The organism is Yersinia sp. 2553 StPb PI (assembly GCF_052217105.1).
GTDB classification, from domain to species: Bacteria; Pseudomonadota; Gammaproteobacteria; order Enterobacterales; family Enterobacteriaceae; genus Yersinia; species Yersinia enterocolitica_E.
The window spans coordinates 4,297,371-4,322,702 of the sequence record NZ_JAZGPX010000002.1 but is presented as its reverse complement, the minus strand read 5'-3'; the positions used below and the strand labels follow the sequence as shown (position 1 = coordinate 4,322,702).

Genomic DNA, 25,332 nt, shown 5'->3' with positions numbered 1-25,332 from the left:
TTGTATCCCTCAATTCTTAAGCCTTACGATTCTGTAATGCGATAAAGAGGATCAGCACCCCACCCCATAACGCCATGGTCAGGTAGCTACTCACCCCCAGCAAATTCAGGCCACTTTCCAATAGTTGCAGTACCACCAGCGCCAGGATCAAGCCGATGATGCGACCAAAGCCGCCATCCGGGTTAATGCCACCCAATACCGATGCCAGAATGGTGACTAATAGATAGGATTCGCCGTAACCGGCTTTGGCCGAGTTAAATTTCGCCATCATCAGGATAGCCGCCCCCCATCCTAATATGGCTGACAGGATATAGACCGCGACCTGTACCCGATGGGTATTCACGCCACTAAAACGGGTGGCCTGCTCATTGGAGCCGACCAGATAGATGCTACGCCCCAAGGTCGTGTGTTCCAAAAGCACCCACAGCCCAGTGGAGACCAGTAAAAACAAGATCATCGCGACTGGAATACCGGCGATATCACCACTGCCAATGTATTGAATCACCGGTGGGAAATCAGAGATCACGTCACCGTTGGACAATAAAATATTCAGGCCGGTAATCAATGTCATGGTGCCCAACGTCGCCAGAATTGGCGACACCCCGACCACTGAAATCAGTAAGCCATTCAACGCACCAATCACCACCGCCACCAGCAAGCCAGCAACTAATGCCAGTAACAGGAACAGCGGCTGATCAGGGTGGCTGACAATGATGGCAGCCATGACTAATGAGCAAGCGTTCGCTCCGGCAATAATGGATAAGTTAATACCGCCGGTCAGCATGGTCAGCCCCATCCCCAGCGCCAGCATGCCTAAAATCGGCAACTGCGAGGAAATAGACTGGAAGTTACCCAAGCTGAAGAAGCGTTGGCCCAAGGTCAATGAGAAGGCCAACATCACTGCCACCAGAATCAATAATTGCAGGCGGATAATGCGGTCGTTAGGAATAATTCGGTTTAGCCAGGTCATATCAGTGCTCCCTCAGCAATTTGCGTTTTTCATTCCATGCGGTGGTACTGATACTCACCAAAATGATTGCGCCGCTGAAAACCGTATGCCAGTAAGAGGAGACACTCAGCAGCGTCAGACCGTTTTGCAAAAATGCCAGCAACATCACGCCGAGCACGGTGCCACTGAGGGATCCACGGCCCCCCGTCATACTGGTGCCACCCAAGACCACGGCGGCCAGCACGGTCAGCTCAAACCCCATCAATGAGTTAGGTGCCACTGACTGGGAAATCTGCGCCTGTACCACCGCCGCCACCCCTGCCAGCATGCCCATGTAGCCATAGACGTAGAGATGCAAACGCAGAATATTAATGCCCAGGCGGGAAGCCGCATCCTTATTGCTGCCCATGGCAAAGATCTGCCGCCCAAGACGGGTGTAGTTCATCAATACACCTGTGAAAATGATGGTCGCCGCCAGGCAGAACAGCGGTAGTGTCAAGCCATAGTCATAGCCGTCACTGCCGGTAAACGAGAACCAGTTAATCCCGGTCATAAACCAGTCAGGGAAACCGTACAACCAGGTACCGTTGGTGAAATAAACCAGCAGGCCATAGAACAGATTCAGTGTGGCAATGGTGATAATTATCGCTGGGACTTTCAACCAATACACCAGCAACCCATTGATCAGCCCCAGCACTAAACCAACTGACATGGCCAGAACAAACGCTAGCGCGAAGCTGCCGCCATGGGTAATCACCCACGACGCCATGACATATTGCGCAATAGCCGTTACCGCCGGAAAGGAGATATCAATACCACCGGCAATCAGCACCACAAACAGGCCACAGGCCAGAATACCCAAAATGGCATAACTGGTGGCGACATCGGTCAGATTCCCTAAGGTCAGGAACTCCGGGCTTTTTACACTCAGTCCGATGACTAACAGTAATACCAATAGCCCAAGATAAAACTCATGTCGCCCCGTCAGTTGCCGCAGTTTTAGCTTATCCATTGACCACCTCGGCTACCTGTTGTTCGGTGCACTGATGCGGGTAAAACTCGGCCACCAGTTCACCTTTGCGCATCACTAATATCCGGTGACTGTTGTAGTAAGCCTCCGGGATCTCGTCACAAATCATCAATACCGCCATCCCCTGCTCTGCCAAGGCTTTGGCAATATGGTAAATCCCTTCTTTGTTGGCGATATCTACGCCGACGGTCGGAGAATCGAGGATCAAAATACGCGGTTGCGTCGCTACCCATTTAGCAATAGCGATGCGCTGTGCATTACCGCCCGATAACGTTTTGACCGGCAGGGCGGTATCGGACACTTTGATGTTCAGATCTTGCACCAGTTTTTTCACCAGCGCTGCGGCTTTGGCATGATCCAACAACCCACTGCGGGTATGTAATTTGTCAAAAACGGACACGATGGTGTTGTCATAGATCGATTGCTCCATGATCAATCCCTGTGTCAGGCGATCTTCAGAGACATAACCGATCCCGTGGCGGATCGCATCACGGTTGTTACGGAAATGCACTTGTTCACCGGCGACCCACACCTCGCCACTATCGGGTTGGGTCATGCCAAACAGGCTCAGACACAGTTCAGTACGCCCCGCCCCCAGTAACCCGGTGATCGACACAATTTCGCCCTGATGTAGGGTCAAATCGATGTTACGAAACTGCTCGCCACGACTCAGTTTTTTGATTTCCAGCAACGGCGTGGCTTCTGCCGCCAGTGGCGGTAACTGGCTGTAGGTAAAGCGCTGGCCGGTCATTAGGAACGCCAGCTCATGGCTGTCCAGTTCGCTGGCCGGCCAGGTACCAATTAGTTGGCCATCGCGCATGACACTGATTCTGTCGGCCACTTCCATCACTTCATCCAGCCGGTGGCTAACAAACACCACGCAGATACCTTGTGATTTGAGATCACGTACCACGTCCAGCAAGCCTTTCACTTCCTGACTGGTTAGCGAGGCAGTAGGTTCATCCATAATCACCAAGCGGGCATCGGCAGCGATAGCGCGGCAAATCGCCACTAACTGGCGGTCAGCAATAGAGAGCTGTTCAACTTTTTTATCAGGATCAAGGGTGACACCCACTCGCTGCATGGCGGCTAACGCACGCTCACGCATACTTTTACGCTTCACCCAAAAATCACCACCTGGTAGATAACGGTGGACGGCAATATTTTCCGAAACGGTGAGATTAGGAAATAGCGACAAGTCTTGATATATCACCTGCACGCCATAGAAGAATGAGAGTTGCGGCGTAAACTGATGGAACAGCTTGCCGTCTATCAGGATACTTGCGCCTTTCTCTGGCTGATAAACTCCTGAAATCACTTTGATAATGGTGCTCTTGCCGCAGCCGTTCTGGCCTGCCAGACAGTGCACTTCTCCTTTATTCAGTGTGAGATTCACCTGATCCAGCGCCAGCACGCCGGGGAATCGCTTACTGATATTTTCAAGAGTGATAAATGCGTTGGCCTGAGTCATGACAATACCTTCCCTAACGCCATAAGCATGGCGCTATTTTTACAGCAATTCGGTGATGATGGTGAGGGCAACGGGGATGCTCTCCCGCTGCCTGATTTACTGCCAAGCACGGCTCGTTAGCCGGTAATTCCCTGGTGTGGCGTCTGAAAATCAGAAACCTAATGTTTTCGCATTATCTTTAGTGACTTCAAGGATCTTGTTGAAACGGATCACGCCTTTCTCGCTATCCACATCGGCTTTACCCAAGCCTTCGATGGTCAAGTCTGGCGTGATTTTTTGGCCTTTCAGTAATTGATCTGCAATCTGCACCACAGCAAAACCGGCGTCTTTTGGATCCCACAACAGGGCTTTTTTGATATCACCACGCATCAGGTATGGCGCTGCCTGTGCAGGCATAGCGATACCCACTACCGCGATTTGATCTTTCGCGCGTTTCTTAGCCACTGCTTGACCGGCACCAATTGGCCCCAGTGAACCAAAACCAATGATCCCTTTCATTTTCGGATAGGTTTTCATCAGATCCAGAGTGGTGGAGTAAGATTTATCAATGTTCTCAGCCACTGGCAGGCGTGGAGTGACTTCGAACATATCGGGGTATTTTTCTTTCTGGTATTTGATAGCATAATCCGCCCAAGCGTTATGCAATGGCACAGTCAGGGAACCCACATAAATCGCATAACCCCCTTTGCCCCCCATGGCTTTCGCCAGTTCGTCCATGTTGGCCTGAGCATATTTTTCACTATCGATGGTCTCAACATCCCACTGCCCGATACGTTGATCAGGAGATTCGTGAGTTAACACCACAATGCCTTTCTCTTGCGCTTTTTTCAGTACTGGTTCCAGCACTTTGGCATCGTTCGGCACCACAATGATGGCATCTACATTTTTGGCAATAAGGTCTTCAATGACTTTAACTTGTTGCGCCGGGTCTGGCGTGGCAGGCCCAACCTGATAAGCATTAACATCCAGTTTTTTTGCTGCTTCATTTACGCCAACTTCCATACGGGTAAACCAAGGAATACCGGTAACCTTCGCGACAACAGCAATTTCATATTTTTTCTCTGCCATCGTTTGCGTAGTGAACAGCATGCATGCGGAAACGACACATGCATTCAGTAATGCGAGATTAAGTTTCATAGCAATACCTTCTTGTTTTCTTTCAGATAACGGGTTGGTTGCGAGGTGAGAAGCCCGTAGTGTGACACCGTGACTGTTTTATTTTCATGTGACTGCTTTTCACACACATGAGATTAACAAAGGAACACAATAGGCTGCGCGACGAGTCAGAGTGAATTGTGATGAAAGCCCAAAAAAGTAAAATTTAATGATTTATTATGTTAATAATTGGTTAATTAAATATAAGAAAGAATAAATGTGATCAAATACAAAGATAATAAACACAAATAAACATCAAATTAATAACATTAAAAACACAAATTGAATTTATAACTCCCTCTGTGGCACGTCAATAACCCAAAAATAGAACAACGGTAACAATAATTAATCGAAATTGAGATGAGTCTCCCATTTTCCAGCCAGTTGACTTATTTTTCCTCGATTCTAAGGCACCATTTTCTGCGATATGCCGAACAGTAACGCAGTTTATATCGCGATAATTCCGCCAGCACATCTAGCGTTGATCTTTTTCTTTCATTTATCGCGAATATGGTATAATCCTCTGAAAGCCCCCATCGCTTATAGATAGCCTGCCTTCATGACCATCCCCTACGCGACCCCGCTTTTAATGTAAAAATTATGTCAATTGTCGTATTCACCAAAACGATAGTTGACCACCGGTGTCTGAAGAAATGTATCGCTATCGAGTTACATCCATATGCGTTACAAACCCGCACTTAACGCATAACGATAGAGTTCATATGATAAAGCCGCAGAAATTCCATATCTCACTGCTCCACCCGCGCTACTGGCTGACCTGGTTTGGCCTGGGGGTATTATTTCTGTTAGTCCAACTCCCCTACCCGCTGTTAAACAAGTTAGGAATTTGGTTGGGGCGTACCTCAATGCGCTTCCTGAAACGGCGGGTATCTATCGCCCGGCGCAATCTGGAACTTTGTTTCCCTGATATGGATAAGCAGACTCTTGAACGGACTATCGTCGGTAATTTTGAATCCTTAGGCATGGGGTTGCTGGAAACCGGCATGGCCTGGTTTTGGCCCGATGCGCGCATTAAGCGCTGGTTTACCGTGACGGGTCTGGATAACCTGAAAAAAGCGCAGCAAGGACAGCGCGGCGTACTGGTGATTGGCGTCCATTTTATGTCGCTGGAACTTGGCGGCCGCGTAATGGGGCAATGTCAGCCAATGATGGCGATGTACCGCCCGCATAACAATAAAGTGATGGAATTGGTGCAGACCTGGGGCCGTATGCGCTCGAATAAGGCCATGCTGGACCGTAAAGATCTTCGTGGCATGGTGCAGGCATTGAAAAAAGGTGAGGCTGTGTGGTTTGCACCGGATCAGGATTACGGCCCACGTGGCAGTGTGTTTGCACCACTGTTCGCCGTCAATCAGGCCGCGACCACCAGTGGCACTTTTATGTTGGCCCGGCTAGCCAAACCGGCACTGTTGCCATTGGTTTTACTGCGTAAAACAGATGGTAGCGGCTATGACTTGCTGATCCAGCCAGCATTAGAAGACTATCCGCTTGATGATGAGATAGCGGCCGCCAGCTATATGAACAAAGTTATCGAAAAAGAGATCATGCGCGCACCTGAGCAATATCTGTGGCTACACCGCCGCTTTAAAACCCGCCCAGCCGGTGCGCCATCGCTGTATTAAGCATCAACAAGATCTGTCATAAAAACCCGGCCTATGTCGGGTTTTTTATTAGCTAAAATCCACTCAATATCGCGGAGCTATAACTGCGCTTCAGCTTCATCGGGATCATCTATCGCATCGTCTGGTGTGATAAGCGCACGCCCTGGCAACGTTTTGCATGCAGGCCCACCGGTAGGAGGGGCTGTAGTGGGATAACTCTCCTGCGGCGAGACATAAACTGGCGTGGTTGCCACGAAGCCATCATTGAATGTGGCCTCGATAAAGGTCGCCTGCCAACCGGTAGCTGGCGTGCTAAGTGCAACTTCAAGGGTATTACCCGGGGCCACAGCCAACGGAAATGCGCTATATCTTACATCGCACGCATAGCGGAAATCGCGAGCATCGGTGTGGCTTGCCGTAAACGGTTAACAAAGGTGATCAACGACTGTTCGCTAAATGCTTTAATACCGGAGTGACTAGAGTTAGGTGCCACCCGCAACGTTTTATCACCGGGTAATTTGTCATAATAAAAATGCGTATTATCAGGCACGTAGAAATCATCACCACTGGCATTAATAATGTATTTCGCAATACTGAGCCGGGGTTGATACTCGCTCGTCAGGTACTGTAGGGGATCCATAATCTGCATCAGTTTGGCGAAGCCGGGGGTACTCAGTTTCTTATCAATCTCTTCCTGATAGTAGGGGGTGAAGGCTATAGGCCAGTTGCCACCATAAGATTGATACATATGTTCCAATGCGGCGCGGGTATCCAGCAGATCAATCACAAAAGGCACAATAGCCTCCACACGTGAATCCGCAATTGCCGTCAGCCAACTAGTCCAGCCACGCTTGGATAAACCAGTGACAATAAAACTGTCTAAGGCTTTTTCCGGCAAGGCTTGTTGCGCCATGGTCATCGCCTGAGAAATCGCCGCCACCATCGGGACATGTAGCGGTAATATTGAACGGGCTTCTGGGGCATCTATAAATAAAGTCCAACTACGTGCAACACTATAATCTTCCTTACGCGGATTCCCATCTTGTTGATATTCAAGGTACTGATTGGGAATGGTGCTAATGGCAATCACCACCGTGTCAGTCGAGCGGGCAATATTTTGCAAGGTCTCGATAGCAAAATCGCTAGGACCGGAGGGAGGAATGGTTTCAGTACCATAGTTGGTACCATTATTGATGACCACCAGCGCCTTGGTGGACGTGCTATTTTCGGGAATAAAGATCTCCACTTCATGCTGCCATGCAGCAGGGGAGACCAAGCTCTCCGGCGACCAATTCTGCGAGGTCAGTTGGTAACGGCGCCACTCCAACCCCGGCAGGTTTTCCTGACTGAGCAAGTTATAGATAAGTGGCTCTGCGGCCAGCTTTTCTCTGTAACAAGACAGAACCTGAGTAAAATCGGTATCACTGCATTTTGCAGTTTCAATATTCACCTGTGCCAGACAACTGGCGGTAAACAGCAATGGCAGCCCGCACATCAGGGCGGTTAAATAACGAGGCATAATCCTTATCCTTCTCTCTAATGTGTTTACGTTAAAACACTCCCAAGAGGATTAGATAACGGATCAGAGATTTAAAAAATCCGAATTTCACCTGTCTATGCCGCTTTTTATGTTATTACATTGACGAAATGTATACCTCAGTCTGGTTCAATTACTCTTACCTCTCGTTCATCGCTGTATATAAGAATTTTCTGCACTAAAAAGTATCAATCCGCCGTTAAATGCGCCATTTAAGTGCATCCTACCCGGTCAGAAATTACCTACAAAGAGTTAACGCTAAGTAATTACTCATATCATCAATGAAATGCAACTCTGGCATCCCATTTGCTAATACCAAACTGGCTACACGCCAACAGACAGCGACGGTGCATCACTGGTGCGCTACAAAATTAAAATAGGCTCGACTTTGCCTCACAGGACGCTTTCATGAAGAAAATAATGATTTCAACACTGGTTGCCGCCGCCTCATTAGTGGCATTAGCAGGTCAGGCCCACGCGGGCACTACTTTGGATGCGGTGAAGAAAAAAGGTTTTGTACAATGTGGTATCAGTGATGGATTGCCCGGCTTCTCCTATGCAGATGCCAGCGGCAAGTTCTCTGGTCTGGATGTCGATGTCTGCCGTGGCGTAGCTGCTGCCATCTTTGGTGATGCAGAAAAAGTAAAATACACCCCGCTGACCGCAAAAGAGCGTTTTACCGCCCTGCAATCGGGTGAAGTTGATATTTTGTCACGTAACACCACCTGGACTTCATCCCGTGATGCTGGCATGGGGATGTTATTTACCGGAGTGAACTATTACGACGGTATCGGCTTTCTGACCCACAATAAAGCGGGGCTGAAAAGCGCCAAAGAGCTGGACGGGGCGACGGTGTGTATTCAAGCCGGTACAGATACTGAGTTGAACGTCGCTGATTACTTTAAAGCCAATAAAATGCAATACACTCCAGTTACCTTCGACCGTTCTGACGAAAGTGCCAAGGCATTGGATTCCGGCCGCTGTGACACATTGGCCTCTGACCAATCACAACTGTACGCACTGCGTATCAAGTTAGGTAAACCAGACGAATTTATCGTATTACCGGAAGTTATCTCTAAAGAACCACTGGGGCCGGTTGTGCGCCGGGGTGATGAGGACTGGTTCGCCATCGTGCGCTGGACACTGTTTGCCATGTTAAATGCTGAAGAGATGGGTGTGACGTCGAAAAACGTCGAAGCACTGGCAGCAAAACCAACCACACCGGATATGGCACATCTGTTAGGTCAGGAAGGCAACTATGGTAAAGATCTGAAAGTGCCTAACGATTGGGTGGTTAAAATCGTGAAACAAGTGGGTAACTACGGCGAAAGCTTCGACCGTAACGTCGGTTTGGGCAGTGAGCTGAAAATAAAACGCGGCCAGAATGCGCTGTGGAACAATGGCGGTCTCCAGTACGCGCCTCCGGTTCGCTGATTACTGATTACCTCTCCGGCAGGCCCGCCCTGCCGGATGTATTATCCAGACCGAGGCCCACACTATGTCACAACGCCCAACCGTCAAAGGTGTCTTTTCGCTGACCAATCCAGCGGTACGCGCCTGGTTGTATCAAATTATCGCGCTATTGATACTGATCGGATGCGGTGCGTATCTTTTCCATAACACCATTACCAACCTGTCGACCCGGGGCATCACCTCCGGCTTTGCTTTCCTGAATAACAGCGCCGGTTTTGGTATTGTTCAGCATCTTATCGATTATGAGCAAGGTGATACCTACGGCCGGGTGTTTTTGGTCGGGTTATTCAATACCTTGCTGGTATCAGTATTATGTATTTTCTTTGCGTCGATCCTCGGGTTCTTCCTTGGGCTGGCGCGTTTATCTGATAACTGGCTGTTACGCAAACTGTCCACTATCTATATCGAGACATTCCGTAATATCCCGCCCTTGCTGCAAATCTTCTTCTGGTATTTCGCGGTATTACGCAATCTACCAGGGCCACGACAGAGTCTGGATGCCTTCGGTGTGGCTTTTCTCAGCAACCGTGGCTTGTATCTACCATCACCGGAGTTTGCTGCCGGTTTTATACCCGCCATACTCGCTGTGCTGCTGGCCGTTGTTATCACCGTGGCGCTGTATCGCTATAACCATTTCCGTCAGTTACATACCGGTCAGTTTCACCGCACCTGGCCGATTGCCTTACTACTGTTGATAGCCCTACCAGCAGCGGCCCATTTTCTGTATGGCTCGGCACTGCATTGGGATCTACCGCAGTTACGCGGCTTTAACTTTAAAGGTGGCCTGGTTCTTATCCCTGAATTGGCGGCCTTGACCTTGGCACTGTCGGTTTATACCTCGACCTTTATTGCTGAGGTGATTCGTTCAGGCATTCAGTCCGTGCCCTATGGTCAGCATGAAGCAGCCCGTTCACTGGCGCTGCCCAACACCGTCACCTTGCGCCAAGTTATTCTGCCACAGGCGTTACGAGTCATCATTCCGCCACTCACCAGTCAATACCTGAACATCGTCAAAAACTCCTCACTGGCAGCCGCTATCGGCTATCCAGATATGGTGTCGTTGTTTGCCGGCACAGTGCTGAACCAGACTGGTCAGGCGATAGAAACTATCGCCATTACCATGTCAGTCTATTTGGTTATCAGCCTATCCATTTCATTTTTAATGAATCTCTACAACCGGCGGATCGCGCTGGTAGAGCGCTAAGGGAAGCGAATGACGATGACACTAACCCGTGAACCACCCAGCACAGTACGGCCGGGCAACCCGTTAAGCCGGATGGTGTTTTGGGCGAGAAAGAATTTGTTTTCCAGTTGGACTAATAGTCTGCTGACGCTGCTGTGCCTGTGGCTGATGTGGCAATTGATCCCGCCATTACTGAATTGGACTATTTTTAACGCCAACTGGCTAGGTACATCGCGCACTGATTGTACCCGTGAGGGTGCCTGCTGGGTGTTTATTCATGCGCGCTTTGGCCAATTTATGTATGGCCTTTATCCTATTGAGCAGCGTTGGCGCATCAACACCACCTTGATCATCGGATTGCTGACGCTCATTCCATTGTTCTGGCGCGCTATGCCACATCGAGGCCGCTATTTGGCGGTGTGGATGGTAGCGTACCCACTGCTGGTATGGTTGATGTTATATGGCGGTTTCCTCGGGTTAACCCGGGTTGAAACCCGCCAGTGGGGCGGCCTGACACTGACGCTGATCATCGCCGCAGTAGGTATTGCCGGTGCGCTACCGCTGGGGATTTTATTGGCCTTGGCCCGCCGTTCGAGTATGCCAGTGGTGCGTATTCTGTCAGTGGTATTTATTGAGTTCTGGCGCGGGGTGCCGCTAATCACCGTGCTGTTTATGTCCTCGGTGATGTTGCCACTGTTTATGACCGAAGGCACCAGCATCGACAAACTGATCCGTGCCTTGGTCGGGGTGGTGTTGTTCCAATCAGCCTATGTGGCAGAAGTGGTGCGTGGCGGGTTACAGGCCTTGCCCAGAGGACAGACCGAAGCCGCCGAGTCACTGGGGCTGGGCTATTGGAAAACCCAAGGGCTGGTTATTTTGCCACAAGCCCTGAAGATGGTGATCCCCGGGTTGGTAAACACCATTATCGCCCTGTTTAAAGATACCAGTCTGGTTATCATCATTGGTCTGTTTGATTTGTTCAGCAGCGTGCAGCAAGCCACCGTCGACCCTGCCTGGTTGGGGATGTCGACCGAAGGCTATGTCTTTGCCGCCGCTGTCTATTGGGTTTTCTGTTTCAGCATGTCGCGCTACAGCCAGCATCTGGAAAAGCGCTTTCACACCGGACGTTCCACACATTGAGGCATAACATGAGCGACAATCAGCCAACTCCAGGCGATAAAATGATGATTACGCTGGAAAACGTCAATAAGTGGTACGGGCAGTTCCACGTATTGAAAGATATCAATTTACATGTGCGCCCTGGCGAACGCATCGTACTTTGCGGTCCTTCTGGCTCAGGTAAATCTACCACTATCCGCTGCATCAACCATCTGGAAGAGCATCAGCAGGGGAAAATCATGGTGGATGGCATCGAACTTAACGATGACCTGCGCAATATTGAACGGGTACGTACCGAGGTCGGCATGGTGTTCCAACACTTCAATCTGTTCCCGCACTTAACGGTGATGCAAAACTGCACGCTGGCACCAAGCTGGGTACGTAAGATGCCCAAGAAAGAGGCCGACGAATTGGCAATGCATTATTTAGAACGGGTGCGGATTGCAGAGCACGCCCATAAGTTCCCCGGCCAACTTTCCGGTGGCCAGCAGCAGCGGGTGGCAATCGCCCGTTCGCTGTGTATGAAACCCAAAATCATGCTATTTGATGAACCAACCTCGGCGCTGGACCCTGAGATGGTGAAAGAAGTGCTGGATACCATGATCAGTCTGGCAAATGAAGGCATGACCATGTTGTGTGTAACCCACGAGATGGGTTTTGCCCGTACCGTTGCCGATCGGGTTATTTTTATGGACCGTGGGGAGATAGTGGAACAAGCACCACCCGCCGAATTTTTCTCTAACCCGAAATCAGAGCGCACCCAGGCGTTTCTGGCGCAGGTTATTCATTAACTAATTCATTACGTTGGGTTTTCCATTGAGTACTTGCGGGTGAGGGTATCCTCACCCTTTTTTTGCCTTACTCTGCCACAATATCGTCAAACAGGATTCGGTCACGAGTGATATGCGATTGCGGACACAAGAATATGAACTCGACGTCGGTTTTCGCTGCCAGTTGATGCGCGGTATTAGGGTAGATGCAAAATACAGAACCTTTAGCAAAAACATCTACACGCTTATTTTTTAATTCTCCATCAATGACATCCGCAGTCCAGATAGCACCTTCACCCGAGAGAATAATATACCACTCCTCATCTTGAGCATGACTATGGCAACTCACGCGCTTGCCTTGCTCAACGCGAGTTCCATAAGCCTGCAAACCTTCTTTCTTAAACATTTCTGCAATTGAGATCCCAACGACGGGATCTTCTATAGCATTATCATAATTAAAACCGGATATATTGATCATGTAACACTTCCTTGTGGAAAATAGAGTAAATAATAAACTAGACTGCAAAGGGTAATCGTTATTTAATAACTTAACAACCCCCATTAATACTAAAACATTACCAATCATTAAATAGTAAATTAATTAAATGGTGAAATAATGAAAACTAACTTATTAGAGTCACTTAACGTTTTAATTCGCTTTTGGGCACAGAGTTCAGAGCCTTGGGGAGCGAAAGATAATAATTCAATATTTATTTATGCAAATAAAAAATACCATGAATTATTATCCTTACCGGATAAATTCAACGTAGAAGGACGACTCGATGGCGAACTCCCGGCATCAACATCGGAGTTTCAAAATGAATTTCAACAACATGACCGTAAGGTAGAGTTATCGCAAGATCGTATAACGTCAGTTGAAATACATGCATTTGAGGGGCACCCCTATTTTCAACCTTGGTTTTTTGATAAATATCCATTAATTGATGAAAATGGCGTATCTGTAGGAACTATTTTTCATGGTCGAGCGGTAGATAATATGATATTAACTCATTTAAATAAAATAAAAACACCCACATCTCTTGTATTCACACCACCATCTGACTTATTTTCCAGAAGAGAGTGGGAAGTGTTATTTTATCTTCTACATTCATTTTCCCATGTGGATATCGCCAGAAAAATTCATCTATCACCCAGAACCATCAGTAATACCATCCAAAGTCTCTATAGAAAAACAGGGGTTTCCAGCAAACGACAAATCATAGAATACTGCCATGAGAAAAATATCAATAATTATATTCCTCAGAGTTTCTTTGAATACACAGGTTCCTTCCCATTAACATAAAACCAATATCGAGTGACTCGTCCTTAAGGGTTGCTATTACCATAATAGAATATTCTATTGATTAGTGCGGGCCGCAAAGTTGATTCCGTTAGATAAACCGGCCACCGAACGGCAGCCGGATTTAAGAAGCATTAACCCTCTTTTTCGATCAGTAACGCTTCCAGCAAATCCAAATCGTGCAGCAGTTTTTGCAGCGTTTCATTGCTGATTTTCTGCGTCGCACGCAGGTGATACAGTTCCCCACGCTCGGCTCGTAATGCGGTTAAACGAAAACGCCGCTCCAGATTCTCAACCAGCAAGGTGTTCTCAATTTCATCCTTACTGCCGGTACGCCGTCGCAATGTTCCGATAACTCGTGAACTGATCTCTTTTAGCAACTCCGGGTCAATATTCTCCTCGCTGCTGGCTGCCAGCCGCTCTTCCATTTTATTCAGGCTAACAATTGCCACCTCGGCAGTCGCCGCCCGAGCGAAACGCACTTCTTCACGGCTGGCACTTTTATCTGCTACCACCACACCACGCAGCAATGGCGGCAAAGCAATCACCCCGATAATAACCGACAGCAGAATCACGCCGGTGGCGATAAATACCAACTGGTAACGGGATGGGAAGGCTGAACCATCGCTGAGGAATAACGGAATAGAGAGGACACCGGCAAGAGTAATCGCTCCCCGTACCCCTGCAAACGATGCCACCCACAGTTCACGTGTGGTGTAATTGCCAAACTCCAGTGGCCGTTTGGTCAGGATGCGTTTACTGATTTTCTTCATCGACCATAGCCAGCTAAAGCGCAGTACCAACAACGCACCATAAATAATGGCAACATCCGCGAAGAGGTTCCAGGTTTGAATGGTTGGGTCCAGTTCAGCCTGTATGATTGATGTTTCCAAAATCCCCGGTAATTGCAGCCCCAACAGGATGAACACCATGCCGTTAAACACAAACTCCAGCATCGACCACACGCTGTCGGCACGTAACCGCATCGTCAATGGTGCGTTTCGGATAACCCCGGACTGACTGATGGTCATCCCTGCCGCCACTGCGGCCAGAATGCCGGAGACGCCAATATGCTCAGCAATCAGATAAGAAGCGAATGGCAACAGCAGCAGTAAGACAATTTGTGTTGCCGGATCATCACCACTCCAGCGGCTCATCAGGCGCAGTGACTTACTGTATAGCCAGGTTACCGCCACACCAGCCAGCAGGCCACCAATCGCCACTTTTAGGAACTCAAGTGTGGCACCAGACACGGTAAAGACCATCGTCCCCATTGCCACCGCAATGGCAAACTTTAGCGCAACCAGACCAGAGGCATCATTCATCAACGCCTCCCCTTCTAATACGCCCATAATCGATTTAGGTATGCGCCCTTTCCCCACAATGCCGGATAATGCCACAGCATCGGTTGGCGACAATACCGCCGCCAGTGCAAACGCGGCTACCAGCGGAATACCCGGCACCATCCAGTAAATCAGATAGCCGATACCCACCACGGTGACCAGCACCAATGCCAGCGCCAGACCAAATATCTCCCGCCCATGGTGAATAAACTCTCGTGTCGGTGTTTTCCAGCCGTCGGCAAAGAGCAGCGGTGGAATAAACAGCACCAGGAATAATTCCGGGTCAAAATCGACATGCAAACCAAAGTGGGGAAAGGCCAACAAGGCACCACAGACAATCTGCATCAGAGGAAGGGGGATTTGAAACGGCAACATCCGAGTGACAACGCCGGAAAGCGACACCACCAGAATCAGGATGAGGATTGTAAAAAAAATTTCCATGCTTTCCTTAGACTCAACTCAACACAACTCAATATAAGATTTAACCTCACCCGCCCGTAGACAGGGCCGGAGTTTAGCTTTTGATAGTAGATCACTTTTTTGTTAAACGGGGAAAAAACCTGTAACTGATGGCAGGAAAAAACAAAGAAAATAGGGTTATTAAAAACCGCTGTGGCATCGGGACAGCGTCACCCCGATGCCAGCAAAAACTCATCGCTTAGATTGCCCAGCCACCCGCATAGAATGCCACTAACGCGATAGCGATAATCACGGTACCGATATTCAGTTTACGCCATTCACCGGAACAGATACGGCCAATAACCAGCGAGCTGAAGCCCAACATAATACCGGTGACGATATTACAAGTCAGCACGATAAACACGGCACAAAGCAGGCCAGACATCGCATCAACAAAGTCTTCGAAATCCAGTTTGGAGACGTTGCTCAACATCAGCAACCCTACATACATCAGAGCCGGTGCCGTCGCATAAGCCGGAACCAAATAGGATAGTGGCGACAGGAACAGCATCAGCAGGAACAAAATACCTACCACGGTGGCGGTCAAACCGGTTTTACCACCAGCGGCAGTACCGGCGGCAGATTCGATATAAACCGCAGCAGGCGCAGCGCCCACCAAACCAGCAAAAATGCTGCTAACGGAGTCAGATGTCAGAGCTTTACCGCCGCTAATGATCTGGCCGTCTTTATCCAACAAATTAGCCTGACCCGCTACCGCGCGGATAGTCCCGGTGGCATCAAATACAGCAGTCATCACTAATGCCAATACACTTGGCAGCACCACAGGTTTCAATGCACCCATGATATCAAGGCTGAAAATCAATGAATTACCGTTAGCATCCGCCAGGCTAGGCATCGCAAACAGCCCTTGATAGGTCACACTCGGATCAAAAATCAGGCCGATAACCGAGATGGCGATGATCACCAGCAGAATGCCACCCGGCACTCGCAGTTTTTCCAGACCGAAAATCACCGCCAGCCCTAGCAAAGTCATTATGACCGGGAAAGAGGTAAATGCACCCAGTGCAACCGGTAAACCTTCAATCGGGTTTTTGATAACCAGGCCGACACCGTTTGCTGCAATCAGCAACAGGAACAAGCCGATACCGATACCGGTACCATGTGCCACGCCCATCGGCAAATTACGCAATATCCATGAACGGATACCGGTCACAGAGATAATAGTGAACAGCACCCCCATCAGGAATACTGCCCCCAATGCCACAGGAATACTGATGTGTTGCCCCAGCACCAAGCTGAATGCCGTAAACGCTGTCAGTGATATGGCGCAACCAATCGCCATCGGCAAGTTGGCCCACAACCCCATCAACAAAGAACCAAGACCGGCAACCAGACAGGTTGCCACAAACACCGCTGTTGGTGGGAAACCCGCTTTGCCAAGCATACTTGGTACAACAATGACCGAGTAGACCATGGCGAGAAAGGTTGTCAGGCCAGCCAGCACTTCCTGGCGTACATTACTGCCGCGTTCACTAAGCTTGAAAAATGCATCAAGCGAACCTTTTGGCGTTACTGCCCGGTTCACTTGAGGGTTGGTGCTAGACATGGTTATGTCCCCTGTGTGTCATTTTAAAGTAGTCAGCAAGTCAGGCGCCCTTCCCTACGTAATCGTTTCCGTTTTTGCCGATTAACTCGACAACGCCTCCAACATCTTCATGGTGGAGAAAATAGCAAACGATTAGCTGGAAGCACGCATGACTGAAAAAAATCGAAGAAAAACTACAATAAGCGTCATTGTTGCAGGCAGTTTGGACGCGGCCAGCGCGCAAAAACCGGAGCGTACACTCGGTACGTGAGGATTTTTAGCACTGCCCAAGTTCAAAATGGCAAATAAAATAGCCTTATTGTAAGGCAAACGATTATCTAGCTATTCGTAGCGACTAATCAACACCAGATAGCGACATTTATTGCATTTTTTTACATTAATTTGTCGGGGGAGCATTAATTTGACGGGAAACAAAAGTGTGAGTAGCCTCACACTCATTTACTTTGCGTGGCAATGATGCCGAATCATCGGTTATCAGCCTTCCAGTTTGTAGGCTCCGCCCTTCTCAATCGCCTGTTGGTAGGCTGGGCGCTGATGAATGCGCACTAAGAAATCTTGCAGTTTCGGGAACCCCTCAAGACCACCACGGGTGTTGATTGCCTCGATAGGAAAACTCATCTGAATATCCGCCGCGCTGAAATCACTGCCAGCAAACCACTGATTATTCGTCAAATGCTGTTCCAGATAATCGCGGTGAGTAGCAATTTGCTTATTCAGATAACTTTTCTGTACGCCATCACCCAGAGCCTTGGCAACCGGGCGAATAATCCACGGCACAGGCGGCCCACCCAATCGGCTAAAGATAAGTTTCATCACCAGCAATGGCATCAATGAACCTTCGGCATAATGCATCCAGTAACGGAACTGTTGACGATCATAGTGACCGGTGGGTTTAAATAGCCCCTGTGCATCATAGGTTTCCTGTAAATACTCAATAATGGCACCAGACTCCGCCAAGGTGAGATCACCGTCAGTAATCACTGGTGATTTTCCCAATGGATGGATTTTTTTCAATTCTGGTGGTGCCAGTAAGCTGCCGGGGTCGCGCTGATAGCGCTTCAACTCATAAGGAACTTGCAGTTCCTCCAGCATCCACAAGATACGTTGTGAACGTGAATTATTCAGATGGTGAACCGTGACCATGACCAAGCTCCATATGATGAACATAAGAGTATTGATTATAGTGATAAAAGAATTTTTTGGTTTGCAAAGCTGCCAATACCAATTTTAAGAAAGCAAAACAGATATATCGAGGTATAAAAATCTCATCCCTCAGGCGCGGCTTAAAACCAACAAAAAGCCCCGCCAAGGCAGGGCTTTATTTTCCTAATCAGCACTGTTGTGCTTAAAAAACAGCGCAATCAGAACGGGATATCATCATCGAAATCCATTGGTGGCTCATTGCCGCCTTGTGGTTGTGCTGCTGGTGCAGACTGGGCCGGACGTGAAGTCTGACCGCCGCTGAACTGGTTACCACCTTGTGGCTGCTGAGGTTGACCCCAACCACCTTGCGCCCCGCCGTCTTGTGGTGCACCACCACCTGCCGGAGCAGCGCCGCCCTGACGGCCACCCAGCATTTGCATGGTGCCGCCCACATTAACCACAACTTCTGTGGTGTATTTCTCAACACCAGCCTGATCTGTCCATTTACGAGTTTGCAGTGCGCCTTCAATATAAACCTGAGAGCCTTTACGCAGATATTCACCCGCCACTTCTGCCAGTTTGCCGAACAACACCACACGGTGCCATTCAGTTTTTTCTTTCTGCTCGCCGGTGGCTTTATCACGCCAGCTTTCGGAAGTGGCCAGGGTGATATTGGCAACAGCTCCGCCGTTTGGCATGTAGCGGACTTCCGGGTCTTGGCCCAAATTCCCGACCAAAATCACTTTGTTTACGCCTCTGCTGGCCATGTGAACTCTCCTGATGAAGTAAATTTTGTACAGTATAAACGAGTAAGTTTAACACGCTAACTGCTAAACGGCACAGTAGATCATAACTGCGAAATGTGTTGCAGTTTTATCATGACATCTGCCTTAATTGCACTCGAATACTGGATATCCATTCAGGTTTTTTTGTGTCATAATTATCCGTTTCGTACTGGCTGTGTCCTTTTTTGACGTTGCAAAATGCGTCTATACATTACTCAAAGTAATTGGAGTTGCAGGTAGGCGGCAAGCGAGCGAGTCCCTATGAGCTTACAGCCAGTAAGTGATTAGGGTGAGTGAACGCAGCCAACAACCCTACGGCTTCAAGTACGAAGAGTAAAAAAGGGCGCGGGAGAGGCTCAGTTTACATCCGGGAAGTGTTTGAATGGATAATATAGAAGTTCGGGGCGCTCGCACCCATAATCTTAAGAATATCAACCTGATTATCCCGCGCGACAAACTGATCGTGGTCACCGGTCTATCGGGTTCAGGCAAATCCTCACTGGCTTTTGATACCTTGTATGCCGAGGGGCAACGCCGTTATGTTGAGTCTCTTTCCGCCTATGCGCGCCAATTTCTATCGCTGATGGAAAAACCGGATGTCGACCATATTGAAGGTCTGTCACCGGCAATCTCCATTGAGCAAAAATCAACTTCGCATAACCCACGCTCGACTGTGGGTACCATCACTGAAATCCATGATTATCTGCGTTTGCTGTTCGCCCGTGTCGGTGAACCACGCTGCCCAGATCACGATGTTACGCTAGCCGCGCAAACCGTCAGTCAGATGGTGGATAACGTCATCAGTCAGCCGGAAGGCCGCCGCTTGATGTTACTGGCTCCGGTGGTAAAAGATCGCAAAGGCGAACATACCAAAACGCTGGAAGGTCTGGCTATGCAGGGCTATATCCGGGCGCGGATCGATGGCGAGGTGTGTGATCTGTCTGATCCACCGAAATTAGAACTGCAAAAAAAACATACCATTGAAGTGGTGGTCGATCGCTTCAAAGTGCGTGAAGATCTGGCTCAGCGTCTGGCTGAATCATTTGAAACGGCACTGGAGCTTTCTGGTGGTACTGCCGTCGTTGCCGATATGGACGACCCTCACGCCGAAGAGTTGCTGTTCTCCGCCAACTTTGCCTGCCCGATTTGCGGCTACAGTATGAGTGAGTTGGAACCACGCCTGTTCTCCTTTAACAACCCGGCGGGGGCCTGCCCAACTTGTGACGGCTTAGGGGTACAGCAGTTCTTTGATCCAGACCGTGTATTACAGAATCCAGAGCTGTCGCTGGCGGGTGGTGCCATCCGTGGTTGGGATCGCCGCAACTTCTATTACTTCCAGATGCTGCGTTCACTGGCAGATCATTATAAGTTTGATATCGAAACGCCATTTAACTCGCTCGATAGCGCGATACAGCACGCCGTTTTATACGGTTCTGGCAAAGATACCATTGAATTCAAATACATTAACGATCGGGGTGATACCACCGTTCGCCGCCACCCATTTGAAGGGGTGTTGCACAATATGGAACGTCGCTATAAAGAGACGGAGTCCAGTGCAGTACGTGAGGAACTGGCCAAATATATTAGCAATCGCTCCTGTGCTTCATGCCACGGTACTCGCTTGCGCCGCGAAGCGCGTTATGTGTTTGTCGAAAACACCACTCTGCCCGAGATTTCTGAACTGAGCATCGGCCACGCACTGACCTTCTTCCAAAACATGAAACTAAGTGGTCAGCGGGCGCAAATTGCTGAGAAAGTGCTGAAAGAGATTGGCGATCGGCTGAAGTTCTTGGTTAACGTCGGGCTGAATTATCTGTCGTTGTCCCGTTCGGCGGAAACACTGTCTGGTGGTGAAGCGCAACGTATCCGTTTGGCCAGTCAAATTGGCGCCGGCTTGGTGGGTGTCATGTATGTACTGGATGAACCGTCCATCGGTTTGCACCAACGTGATAATGAACGGTTGCTGGAAACATTGATTCATCTGCGCAATCTGGGTAACACCGTGATTGTAGTGGAACATGATGAAGACGCTATCCGCGCAGCCGACCATGTGATTGATATTGGCCCGGGTGCGGGTGTGCATGGTGGTGAGGTGGTGGCCGAAGGGACCGTTGAGGCCATCATGGCTGAACCTAAGTCACTGACCGGTCAGTTCCTTAGCGGCAAACGAGAAATCGCCATACCTGCGCAACGCGTGCCGGGGGACCCAACCAAAGTGTTAAAACTGATTGGCGCCAGCGGCAATAACCTGAAAGATGTCACGCTGACACTGCCGGTCGGGCTGTTTAGTTGTATTACCGGGGTTTCTGGCTCAGGTAAGTCAACGCTGATCAACGACACCTTATATTGTATCGCCCAGCGCCAGTTGAACGGCGCGACCAGCAACGAACCGGCGCCATTCCGTGAAATTCAAGGCTTGGAGCATTTCGATAAAGTCATCGATATTGACCAAAGCCCGATTGGCCGGACGCCGCGCTCTAACCCGGCGACTTATACCGGTATCTTTACCCCCATTCGTGAGCTGTTTGCCGGTGTTCCTGAATCACGTACCCGTGGTTATACGCCAGGCCGCTTCAGCTTTAACGTCAAAGGGGGCCGTTGTGAGGCCTGCCAGGGCGACGGGGTGATTAAAGTCGAAATGCACTTCCTGCCCGATATCTATGTGCCATGCGACCAGTGTAAAGGTAAGCGTTATAACCGTGAAACGCTGGAAGTAAAATACAAAGGTAAAAGTATCCACGAAGTGCTGGCGATGACTATCGAAGAGGCTCGCGAGTTCTTTGATGCGGTTCCGGCACTGGCGCGTAAGCTGCAAACACTGATGGATGTGGGCCTGTCCTATATCTGTCTGGGGCAATCTGCGACTACGCTGTCGGGTGGTGAAGCGCAACGGGTGAAACTGTCGCGTGAATTATCAAAACGCGGCACCGGTCAGACGCTCTATATTCTGGACGAGCCGACTACCGGCCTGCATTTTGCTGATATTCAGCAACTGCTGGCGGTGTTGCATCAGCTGCGCGATCAGGGCAATACCATTGTGGTCATTGAGCACAATCTGGATGTGATTAAGACTGCTGATTGGATTGTCGATCTGGGGCCAGAAGGCGGTAGTGGCGGTGGCGAGATTCTGGTCGCCGGTACACCAGAGACTGTTGCAGAATGCGCCGCGTCACATACTGCACGCTTCCTCAAGCCAATGCTGCAACGTAAGTAGAGCATCAATTAATCTATCAGCATCCAAAATCATTGGAGCTGCAGGTTGGCAACCCGTGAACAACAAATCAGCCAGGCCCAAGGATGGGCCAAATAATGAACCAGGCTAACAACCCTGCAACTCCAAGTACCAAGGGGGTATCAAACAGCCAGCTCCTGTCGCCTATGTTCCGGTAACCCCTGCAATACCAATTGATAAGAGCGGTCAATTAACGAGTAAAATTGTGAGTTCGGTAATTGTCCATCCAGAAACACCGTGTTCCAGTGCGCTTTATTCAAGTGTTCACTCGGCACGATCTCCGGATGTTGCTCTCGCAAACTCTCCGCCAACTCAGGGCTGGTTTTTACCGAAATAGAGGGCCGCCCACCAATTTCACCCACCATCGCAAACATCACATCGGCTACTTTAATCTGATTGGTCTGCCATTCCTCATGATCACTCTGCTCTGCCCCCGGTTTAGACATGCAGTATTCCAATAATGCTGAATTATTCATTGGGTTATCTCCTGTAATGGGCCAGTGCCGTCTAGCGAAAGGGCCTCATAGCGTATTCATTCCATCGGATACAGCAACATGCTGAAGTATTAGCTTGCACTTATAACAGAAGATTTACTGTGAGCGATGAATGATCATTGGGCATGGGTCTGCCACCTTATTTAGTATATTCTTTAATCGATTTACAGCCATTGGCGAAGAGCTAACCAGACAGGTTATGTAGATAAGTGACGGAAAGATGGTGGAAAAAATAAAGCAAAAAGGCGATATTTCTATCGCCTTAAACAGTTCGTCGTGTTAGATAACGCGATAACTAATTACTGTACTGCCGCAAACGCAGCCGCTACTCGCTGAACATTACTGTGGTTGACACCTGCCATACACATCCTGCCGCTGGCAATCAGATACACGCCAAACTCGTCACGCAGACGATCCACTTGTGCAGCACTAAAACCGGTATAGCTGAACATGCCACGCTGTTGCATTAAGTAATCAAAATTGCGATTGGGTAGTGCCGCCTTCAAGGCTTCCACCAACGTGCTGCGCATTTCAATAATACGCCGACGCATCTGCTCCACTTCAGCCTGCCATTGCGCCCGTAACTCGCTGTCATGCAGTACTTTTGAAACAACCTGTGCACCAAAGTTTGGCGGGCTGGAATAGTTACGCCGCACCGTGGCTTTCAGTTGCCCCAATACCCGACCAGCAGCTTCTTCACTTTCACATACCACGGAAAGGCCACCGACCCGTTCGTTATACAGAGAGAAGATTTTAGAGAAGGAGTTACTGACCAGACAGGGTAATTCCGCTGCCGCCATGGCTCGAATCGCATAAGCATCTTCATTCAGCCCAGCACCAAAACCCTGATAGGCAATATCCAGGAACGGGATCAGATCCCGGTCTTTAGCCACGCCAATAACCTGATCCCACTGTGCATTCGTCAGATCAGATCCAGTTGGGTTATGGCAGCAAGGATGGAGCAAAACAATGCTTCTGGCCGGTAACTGCTGCAACGTTGCCAGCATTTGATCGAATTTTACGCCCAGCTTGTCATTATCAAAGTACGGGTAGGTATTCACCTTAAACCCTGCGCCACTGAAAATAGCGACATGGTTTTCCCACGTAGGGTCACTGACCCACACCTGAGAATCTGGGAAATAGGAATGAAGGAAATCAGCACCCACTTTCAATGCACCGGAGCCACCAACAGTTTGGATAGTCGCTACTCGTTGCTGAGCCAGCATAGGGTGATCGCTGCCGAATAGTAGCTGCTGAATAGCAGTACGATAAGATTGCAGACCTTCCATCGGCAAGTAAACCGGTGTCCCATGTGGCTGAGCATTCAATTGGGTTTCAGCGGTATCCACTGCCTGCATTTGCGGGATCTCACCCTGCTCATTGTAATAAAGCCCGATACTCAGATTCACTTTATGTGCTCGGCTATCGGCTTTAAAACTCTCCATCAATGACAGGATCGGGTCACCTGCATAGGCATCAACATTTTGGAACACGGCGCTGCTCTCCTAGATTGATAATAATTGTCTATACCTTGATTAGTCAGCTTACCTTATTCCCCTAAATATTCCATCGCTACACGGGAGGTCAGCTTGGTGATCAATTCATAGGCACTGATACCGGTGTAAGCTGCGATCTTCTCAACCGGTAAATCCGCCCCCCACAACAGCACTTCATCACCGACTTTTTCGCTGCTATCTGGCCCAAGATCAACTGAAATCATGTCCATCGATACCCGCCCCACAATGTGCACTTCGCGGCCATTGACCCACATCGGCGTACCCGATGGTGCGCTGCGCGGATAACCGTCACCGTAGCCAATCGCCACCACACCCAGGCGCGTATCACGTTCACTGACCCAAGTTCCGCCGTAGCCCACGGGCTCACCGGCTTTATGTTCACGTACAGCAATCAGGCTGGATTTTAATGCCATCGCTGGCAGTAGACCAAAATGGCTGGCATAAGGTTCATCCAGCGGCGAAACGCCATACAGTATGATACCGGGACGAACCCAATCACGATGCGCTTGCGGCCACAGCAAAATACCGCCAGATGCAGCAATAGACTGTTTACCCGGTTTGCCAATAGCAAAGGCGTCAAAACACGCCAGTTGCTGGCGGGTAGTATCCACTTCAGGTTCGTCGGCACGACTGAAGTGGCTCATAATATTAACTGGCTGACTAACGTTGCCACAAGCACATAGCCGCTGGTAGAAGGCTTCGGCCTGCTCAGGACGGACGCCTAAACGATGCATACCGGTATCGAGCTTCATCCAGACATTGATCGGAGCAGGGAGATTGGCCGCTTCCAGCGCTTCTAATTGTTCAATACTGTGTACTGCGGTTTCAATCCGGTTAGCCACCAGAATAGGCAAGTCCTCTGCGGTAAAAAACCCTTCCAGCAGTAGAATAGGTTTTACAATTCCGCCAGAACGTAGCATCAGAGCTTCGCCGATGCGCGCGACGCCATAGCAATCGGCATCCTGCAAAGTATGTGCTGTTTCTAATAACCCGTGGCCATAAGCGTTTGCTTTCACAACAGCAATCAGGCGGCTTTGTGGCGCCATGCGCCGTACCTGATGCAAGTTATGTCGCAGAGCGCGGCGGTCGATTACTGCTGTTGCCGCTTTCATTTCTTATCCTTAATAATTGATGTTATACCCAAAGAACCTGGTGTTGCAGGTCGCCGGCCAGCGAGGGTTCC

Annotated in this window: 19 protein-coding genes and 1 pseudogene; 7 read left to right on the top strand and 13 right to left on the bottom strand. The window is 49.4% G+C overall.

What is annotated here, in order from left to right:
- Window positions 1-16: 16 nt before the first annotated feature.
- The 4 genes from V2A84_RS21105 to V2A84_RS21090 all read right to left on the bottom strand — a co-directional run bounded on the left by V2A84_RS21105 (window position 17) and on the right by V2A84_RS21090 (window position 4,587).
- Complete coding sequence (locus tag V2A84_RS21105; RefSeq protein WP_083162161.1) at window positions 17-970, bottom strand: ABC transporter permease; 954 nt, start codon at window positions 968-970, stop codon at window positions 17-19.
- Between the two features lies 1 nt (window position 971).
- A complete protein-coding gene (locus tag V2A84_RS21100; protein ID WP_032907665.1) occupies window positions 972-1,961 on the bottom strand; it encodes an ABC transporter permease in 990 nt (329 codons plus the stop codon).
- Window positions 1,954-3,450 carry a sugar ABC transporter ATP-binding protein gene (locus tag V2A84_RS21095; protein ID WP_050073816.1) on the bottom strand — a complete coding sequence of 499 codons (1,497 nt, stop codon included), beginning with the start codon at window positions 3,448-3,450 and terminating at the stop codon, window positions 1,954-1,956. Before V2A84_RS21095 ends, V2A84_RS21100 begins: the two co-directional genes overlap by 8 nt.
- 150 nt (window positions 3,451-3,600) lie before the next feature.
- Window positions 3,601-4,587: an autoinducer 2 ABC transporter substrate-binding protein gene (locus tag V2A84_RS21090; RefSeq protein ID WP_005191421.1), complete on the bottom strand. Its 987-nt coding sequence runs from the start codon at window positions 4,585-4,587 to the stop codon at window positions 3,601-3,603.
- A 740-nt stretch (window positions 4,588-5,327) separates the two neighbouring features.
- On the opposite strand from V2A84_RS21090, the gene lpxP reads away from it, so the two are divergent.
- Entirely contained in the window at window positions 5,328-6,248 is a 921-nt protein-coding gene (gene lpxP, locus V2A84_RS21085; RefSeq protein ID WP_083162159.1) for a kdo(2)-lipid IV(A) palmitoleoyltransferase, read from the top strand.
- 77 nt (window positions 6,249-6,325) lie between these two features.
- Here lpxP and V2A84_RS21080 read toward each other — a convergent pair.
- Window positions 6,326-7,746 (bottom strand): annotated as a pseudogene (locus V2A84_RS21080) (PhoPQ-activated pathogenicity-related family protein).
- Window positions 7,747-8,172: 426 nt separating this feature from the next.
- On the opposite strand from V2A84_RS21080, the gene V2A84_RS21075 reads away from it, so the two are divergent.
- The 4 genes from V2A84_RS21075 (at window position 8,173) to V2A84_RS21060 (ending at window position 12,330) form a co-directional block, all read left to right on the top strand.
- Entirely contained in the window at window positions 8,173-9,198 is a 1,026-nt protein-coding gene (locus V2A84_RS21075; RefSeq protein ID WP_083162157.1) for an amino acid ABC transporter substrate-binding protein, read from the top strand.
- A gap of 64 nt (window positions 9,199-9,262) precedes the next feature.
- A complete protein-coding gene (locus tag V2A84_RS21070; protein WP_083162155.1) occupies window positions 9,263-10,441 on the top strand; it encodes an amino acid ABC transporter permease in 1,179 nt (392 codons plus the stop codon).
- A gap of 15 nt (window positions 10,442-10,456) precedes the next feature.
- Window positions 10,457-11,560 (top strand): amino acid ABC transporter permease, encoded by a 1,104-nt coding sequence (locus V2A84_RS21065; protein WP_193784861.1) that lies wholly within the window; start codon window positions 10,457-10,459, stop codon window positions 11,558-11,560.
- Window positions 11,561-11,568: 8 nt separating this feature from the next.
- Window positions 11,569-12,330 carry an amino acid ABC transporter ATP-binding protein gene (locus V2A84_RS21060; protein WP_042568985.1) on the top strand — a complete coding sequence of 254 codons (762 nt, stop codon included), beginning with the start codon at window positions 11,569-11,571 and terminating at the stop codon, window positions 12,328-12,330.
- 67 nt (window positions 12,331-12,397) lie between these two features.
- On the opposite strand, the gene V2A84_RS21055 is transcribed toward V2A84_RS21060, so the two are convergent.
- Window positions 12,398-12,787 (bottom strand): cupin domain-containing protein, encoded by a 390-nt coding sequence (locus V2A84_RS21055; protein ID WP_083162151.1) that lies wholly within the window; start codon window positions 12,785-12,787, stop codon window positions 12,398-12,400.
- Between the two features lie 138 nt (window positions 12,788-12,925).
- Here V2A84_RS21055 and V2A84_RS21050 point away from each other — a divergent pair, with 138 nt between their 5' ends.
- On the top strand, window positions 12,926-13,612 hold the full coding sequence (locus tag V2A84_RS21050) for a helix-turn-helix transcriptional regulator (protein WP_083162149.1): 687 nt from the start codon (window positions 12,926-12,928) through the stop codon (window positions 13,610-13,612).
- A 131-nt stretch (window positions 13,613-13,743) separates the two neighbouring features.
- Here the strand turns inward: V2A84_RS21050 and V2A84_RS21045 are convergent, their stop codons facing one another.
- The 4 genes from V2A84_RS21045 to V2A84_RS21030 all read right to left on the bottom strand — a co-directional run bounded on the left by V2A84_RS21045 (window position 13,744) and on the right by V2A84_RS21030 (window position 18,888).
- A complete protein-coding gene (locus V2A84_RS21045) occupies window positions 13,744-15,393 on the bottom strand; it encodes a Na+/H+ antiporter (RefSeq protein WP_083162147.1) in 1,650 nt (549 codons plus the stop codon).
- A gap of 217 nt (window positions 15,394-15,610) precedes the next feature.
- A complete protein-coding gene (locus V2A84_RS21040; RefSeq protein ID WP_083162145.1) occupies window positions 15,611-16,978 on the bottom strand; it encodes an NCS2 family permease in 1,368 nt (455 codons plus the stop codon).
- A gap of 474 nt (window positions 16,979-17,452) precedes the next feature.
- A complete protein-coding gene (locus tag V2A84_RS21035) occupies window positions 17,453-18,121 on the bottom strand; it encodes a glutathione S-transferase family protein (RefSeq protein ID WP_083162143.1) in 669 nt (222 codons plus the stop codon).
- A 218-nt stretch (window positions 18,122-18,339) separates the two neighbouring features.
- Window positions 18,340-18,888: a single-stranded DNA-binding protein gene (locus V2A84_RS21030; RefSeq protein WP_083162141.1), complete on the bottom strand. Its 549-nt coding sequence runs from the start codon at window positions 18,886-18,888 to the stop codon at window positions 18,340-18,342.
- A 400-nt stretch (window positions 18,889-19,288) separates the two neighbouring features.
- On the opposite strand from V2A84_RS21030, the gene uvrA reads away from it, so the two are divergent.
- Window positions 19,289-22,120, top strand: coding sequence for an excinuclease ABC subunit UvrA (uvrA, locus tag V2A84_RS21025; RefSeq protein ID WP_083162139.1), 2,832 nt, complete (start codon window positions 19,289-19,291; stop codon window positions 22,118-22,120).
- 140 nt (window positions 22,121-22,260) lie between these two features.
- Here uvrA and V2A84_RS21020 read toward each other — a convergent pair whose 3' ends face one another.
- From V2A84_RS21020 to alr, 3 genes are all read right to left on the bottom strand, one after another.
- Window positions 22,261-22,614, bottom strand: a complete 354-nt coding sequence (locus V2A84_RS21020; RefSeq protein ID WP_083162137.1) for an MmcQ/YjbR family DNA-binding protein — start codon at window positions 22,612-22,614, stop codon at window positions 22,261-22,263.
- 317 nt (window positions 22,615-22,931) lie between these two features.
- Window positions 22,932-24,125, bottom strand: coding sequence for an amino acid aminotransferase (locus V2A84_RS21015; RefSeq protein WP_083162135.1), 1,194 nt, complete (start codon window positions 24,123-24,125; stop codon window positions 22,932-22,934).
- Window positions 24,126-24,181: 56 nt separating this feature from the next.
- Window positions 24,182-25,261 carry an alanine racemase gene (gene alr / locus V2A84_RS21010; RefSeq protein ID WP_442849046.1) on the bottom strand — a complete coding sequence of 360 codons (1,080 nt, stop codon included), beginning with the start codon at window positions 25,259-25,261 and terminating at the stop codon, window positions 24,182-24,184.
- Between the last annotated feature and the right edge of the window lie 71 nt (window positions 25,262-25,332).

What these genes read in the sequence shown, in the direction of transcription:
- V2A84_RS21050 (WP_083162149.1), top strand. Translation starts at nt 12,926, where the DNA reads ATGAAAACTAACTTATTAGAGTCACTTAACGTTTTAATTCGCTTTTGG.
- V2A84_RS21040 (WP_083162145.1), bottom strand. Translation starts at nt 16,978, where the DNA reads ATGTCTAGCACCAACCCTCAAGTGAACCGGGCAGTAACGCCAAAAGGT.
- uvrA (WP_083162139.1), top strand. Translation starts at nt 19,289, where the DNA reads ATGGATAATATAGAAGTTCGGGGCGCTCGCACCCATAATCTTAAGAAT.
- lpxP (WP_083162159.1), top strand. Translation starts at nt 5,328, where the DNA reads ATGATAAAGCCGCAGAAATTCCATATCTCACTGCTCCACCCGCGCTAC.
- alr (WP_442849046.1), bottom strand. Translation starts at nt 25,261, where the DNA reads ATGAAAGCGGCAACAGCAGTAATCGACCGCCGCGCTCTGCGACATAAC.
- V2A84_RS21060 (WP_042568985.1), top strand. Translation starts at nt 11,569, where the DNA reads ATGAGCGACAATCAGCCAACTCCAGGCGATAAAATGATGATTACGCTG.
- V2A84_RS21030 (WP_083162141.1), bottom strand. Translation starts at nt 18,888, where the DNA reads ATGGCCAGCAGAGGCGTAAACAAAGTGATTTTGGTCGGGAATTTGGGC.
- V2A84_RS21105 (WP_083162161.1), bottom strand. Translation starts at nt 970, where the DNA reads ATGACCTGGCTAAACCGAATTATTCCTAACGACCGCATTATCCGCCTG.
- V2A84_RS21065 (WP_193784861.1), top strand. Translation starts at nt 10,457, where the DNA reads ATGACACTAACCCGTGAACCACCCAGCACAGTACGGCCGGGCAACCCG.
- V2A84_RS21070 (WP_083162155.1), top strand. Translation starts at nt 9,263, where the DNA reads ATGTCACAACGCCCAACCGTCAAAGGTGTCTTTTCGCTGACCAATCCA.
- V2A84_RS21075 (WP_083162157.1), top strand. Translation starts at nt 8,173, where the DNA reads ATGAAGAAAATAATGATTTCAACACTGGTTGCCGCCGCCTCATTAGTG.
- V2A84_RS21095 (WP_050073816.1), bottom strand. Translation starts at nt 3,450, where the DNA reads ATGACTCAGGCCAACGCATTTATCACTCTTGAAAATATCAGTAAGCGA.
- V2A84_RS21035 (WP_083162143.1), bottom strand. Translation starts at nt 18,121, where the DNA reads ATGGTCACGGTTCACCATCTGAATAATTCACGTTCACAACGTATCTTG.
- V2A84_RS21045 (WP_083162147.1), bottom strand. Translation starts at nt 15,393, where the DNA reads ATGGAAATTTTTTTTACAATCCTCATCCTGATTCTGGTGGTGTCGCTT.
- V2A84_RS21090 (WP_005191421.1), bottom strand. Translation starts at nt 4,587, where the DNA reads ATGAAACTTAATCTCGCATTACTGAATGCATGTGTCGTTTCCGCATGC.
- V2A84_RS21100 (WP_032907665.1), bottom strand. Translation starts at nt 1,961, where the DNA reads ATGGATAAGCTAAAACTGCGGCAACTGACGGGGCGACATGAGTTTTAT.
- V2A84_RS21055 (WP_083162151.1), bottom strand. Translation starts at nt 12,787, where the DNA reads ATGATCAATATATCCGGTTTTAATTATGATAATGCTATAGAAGATCCC.
- V2A84_RS21020 (WP_083162137.1), bottom strand. Translation starts at nt 22,614, where the DNA reads ATGAATAATTCAGCATTATTGGAATACTGCATGTCTAAACCGGGGGCA.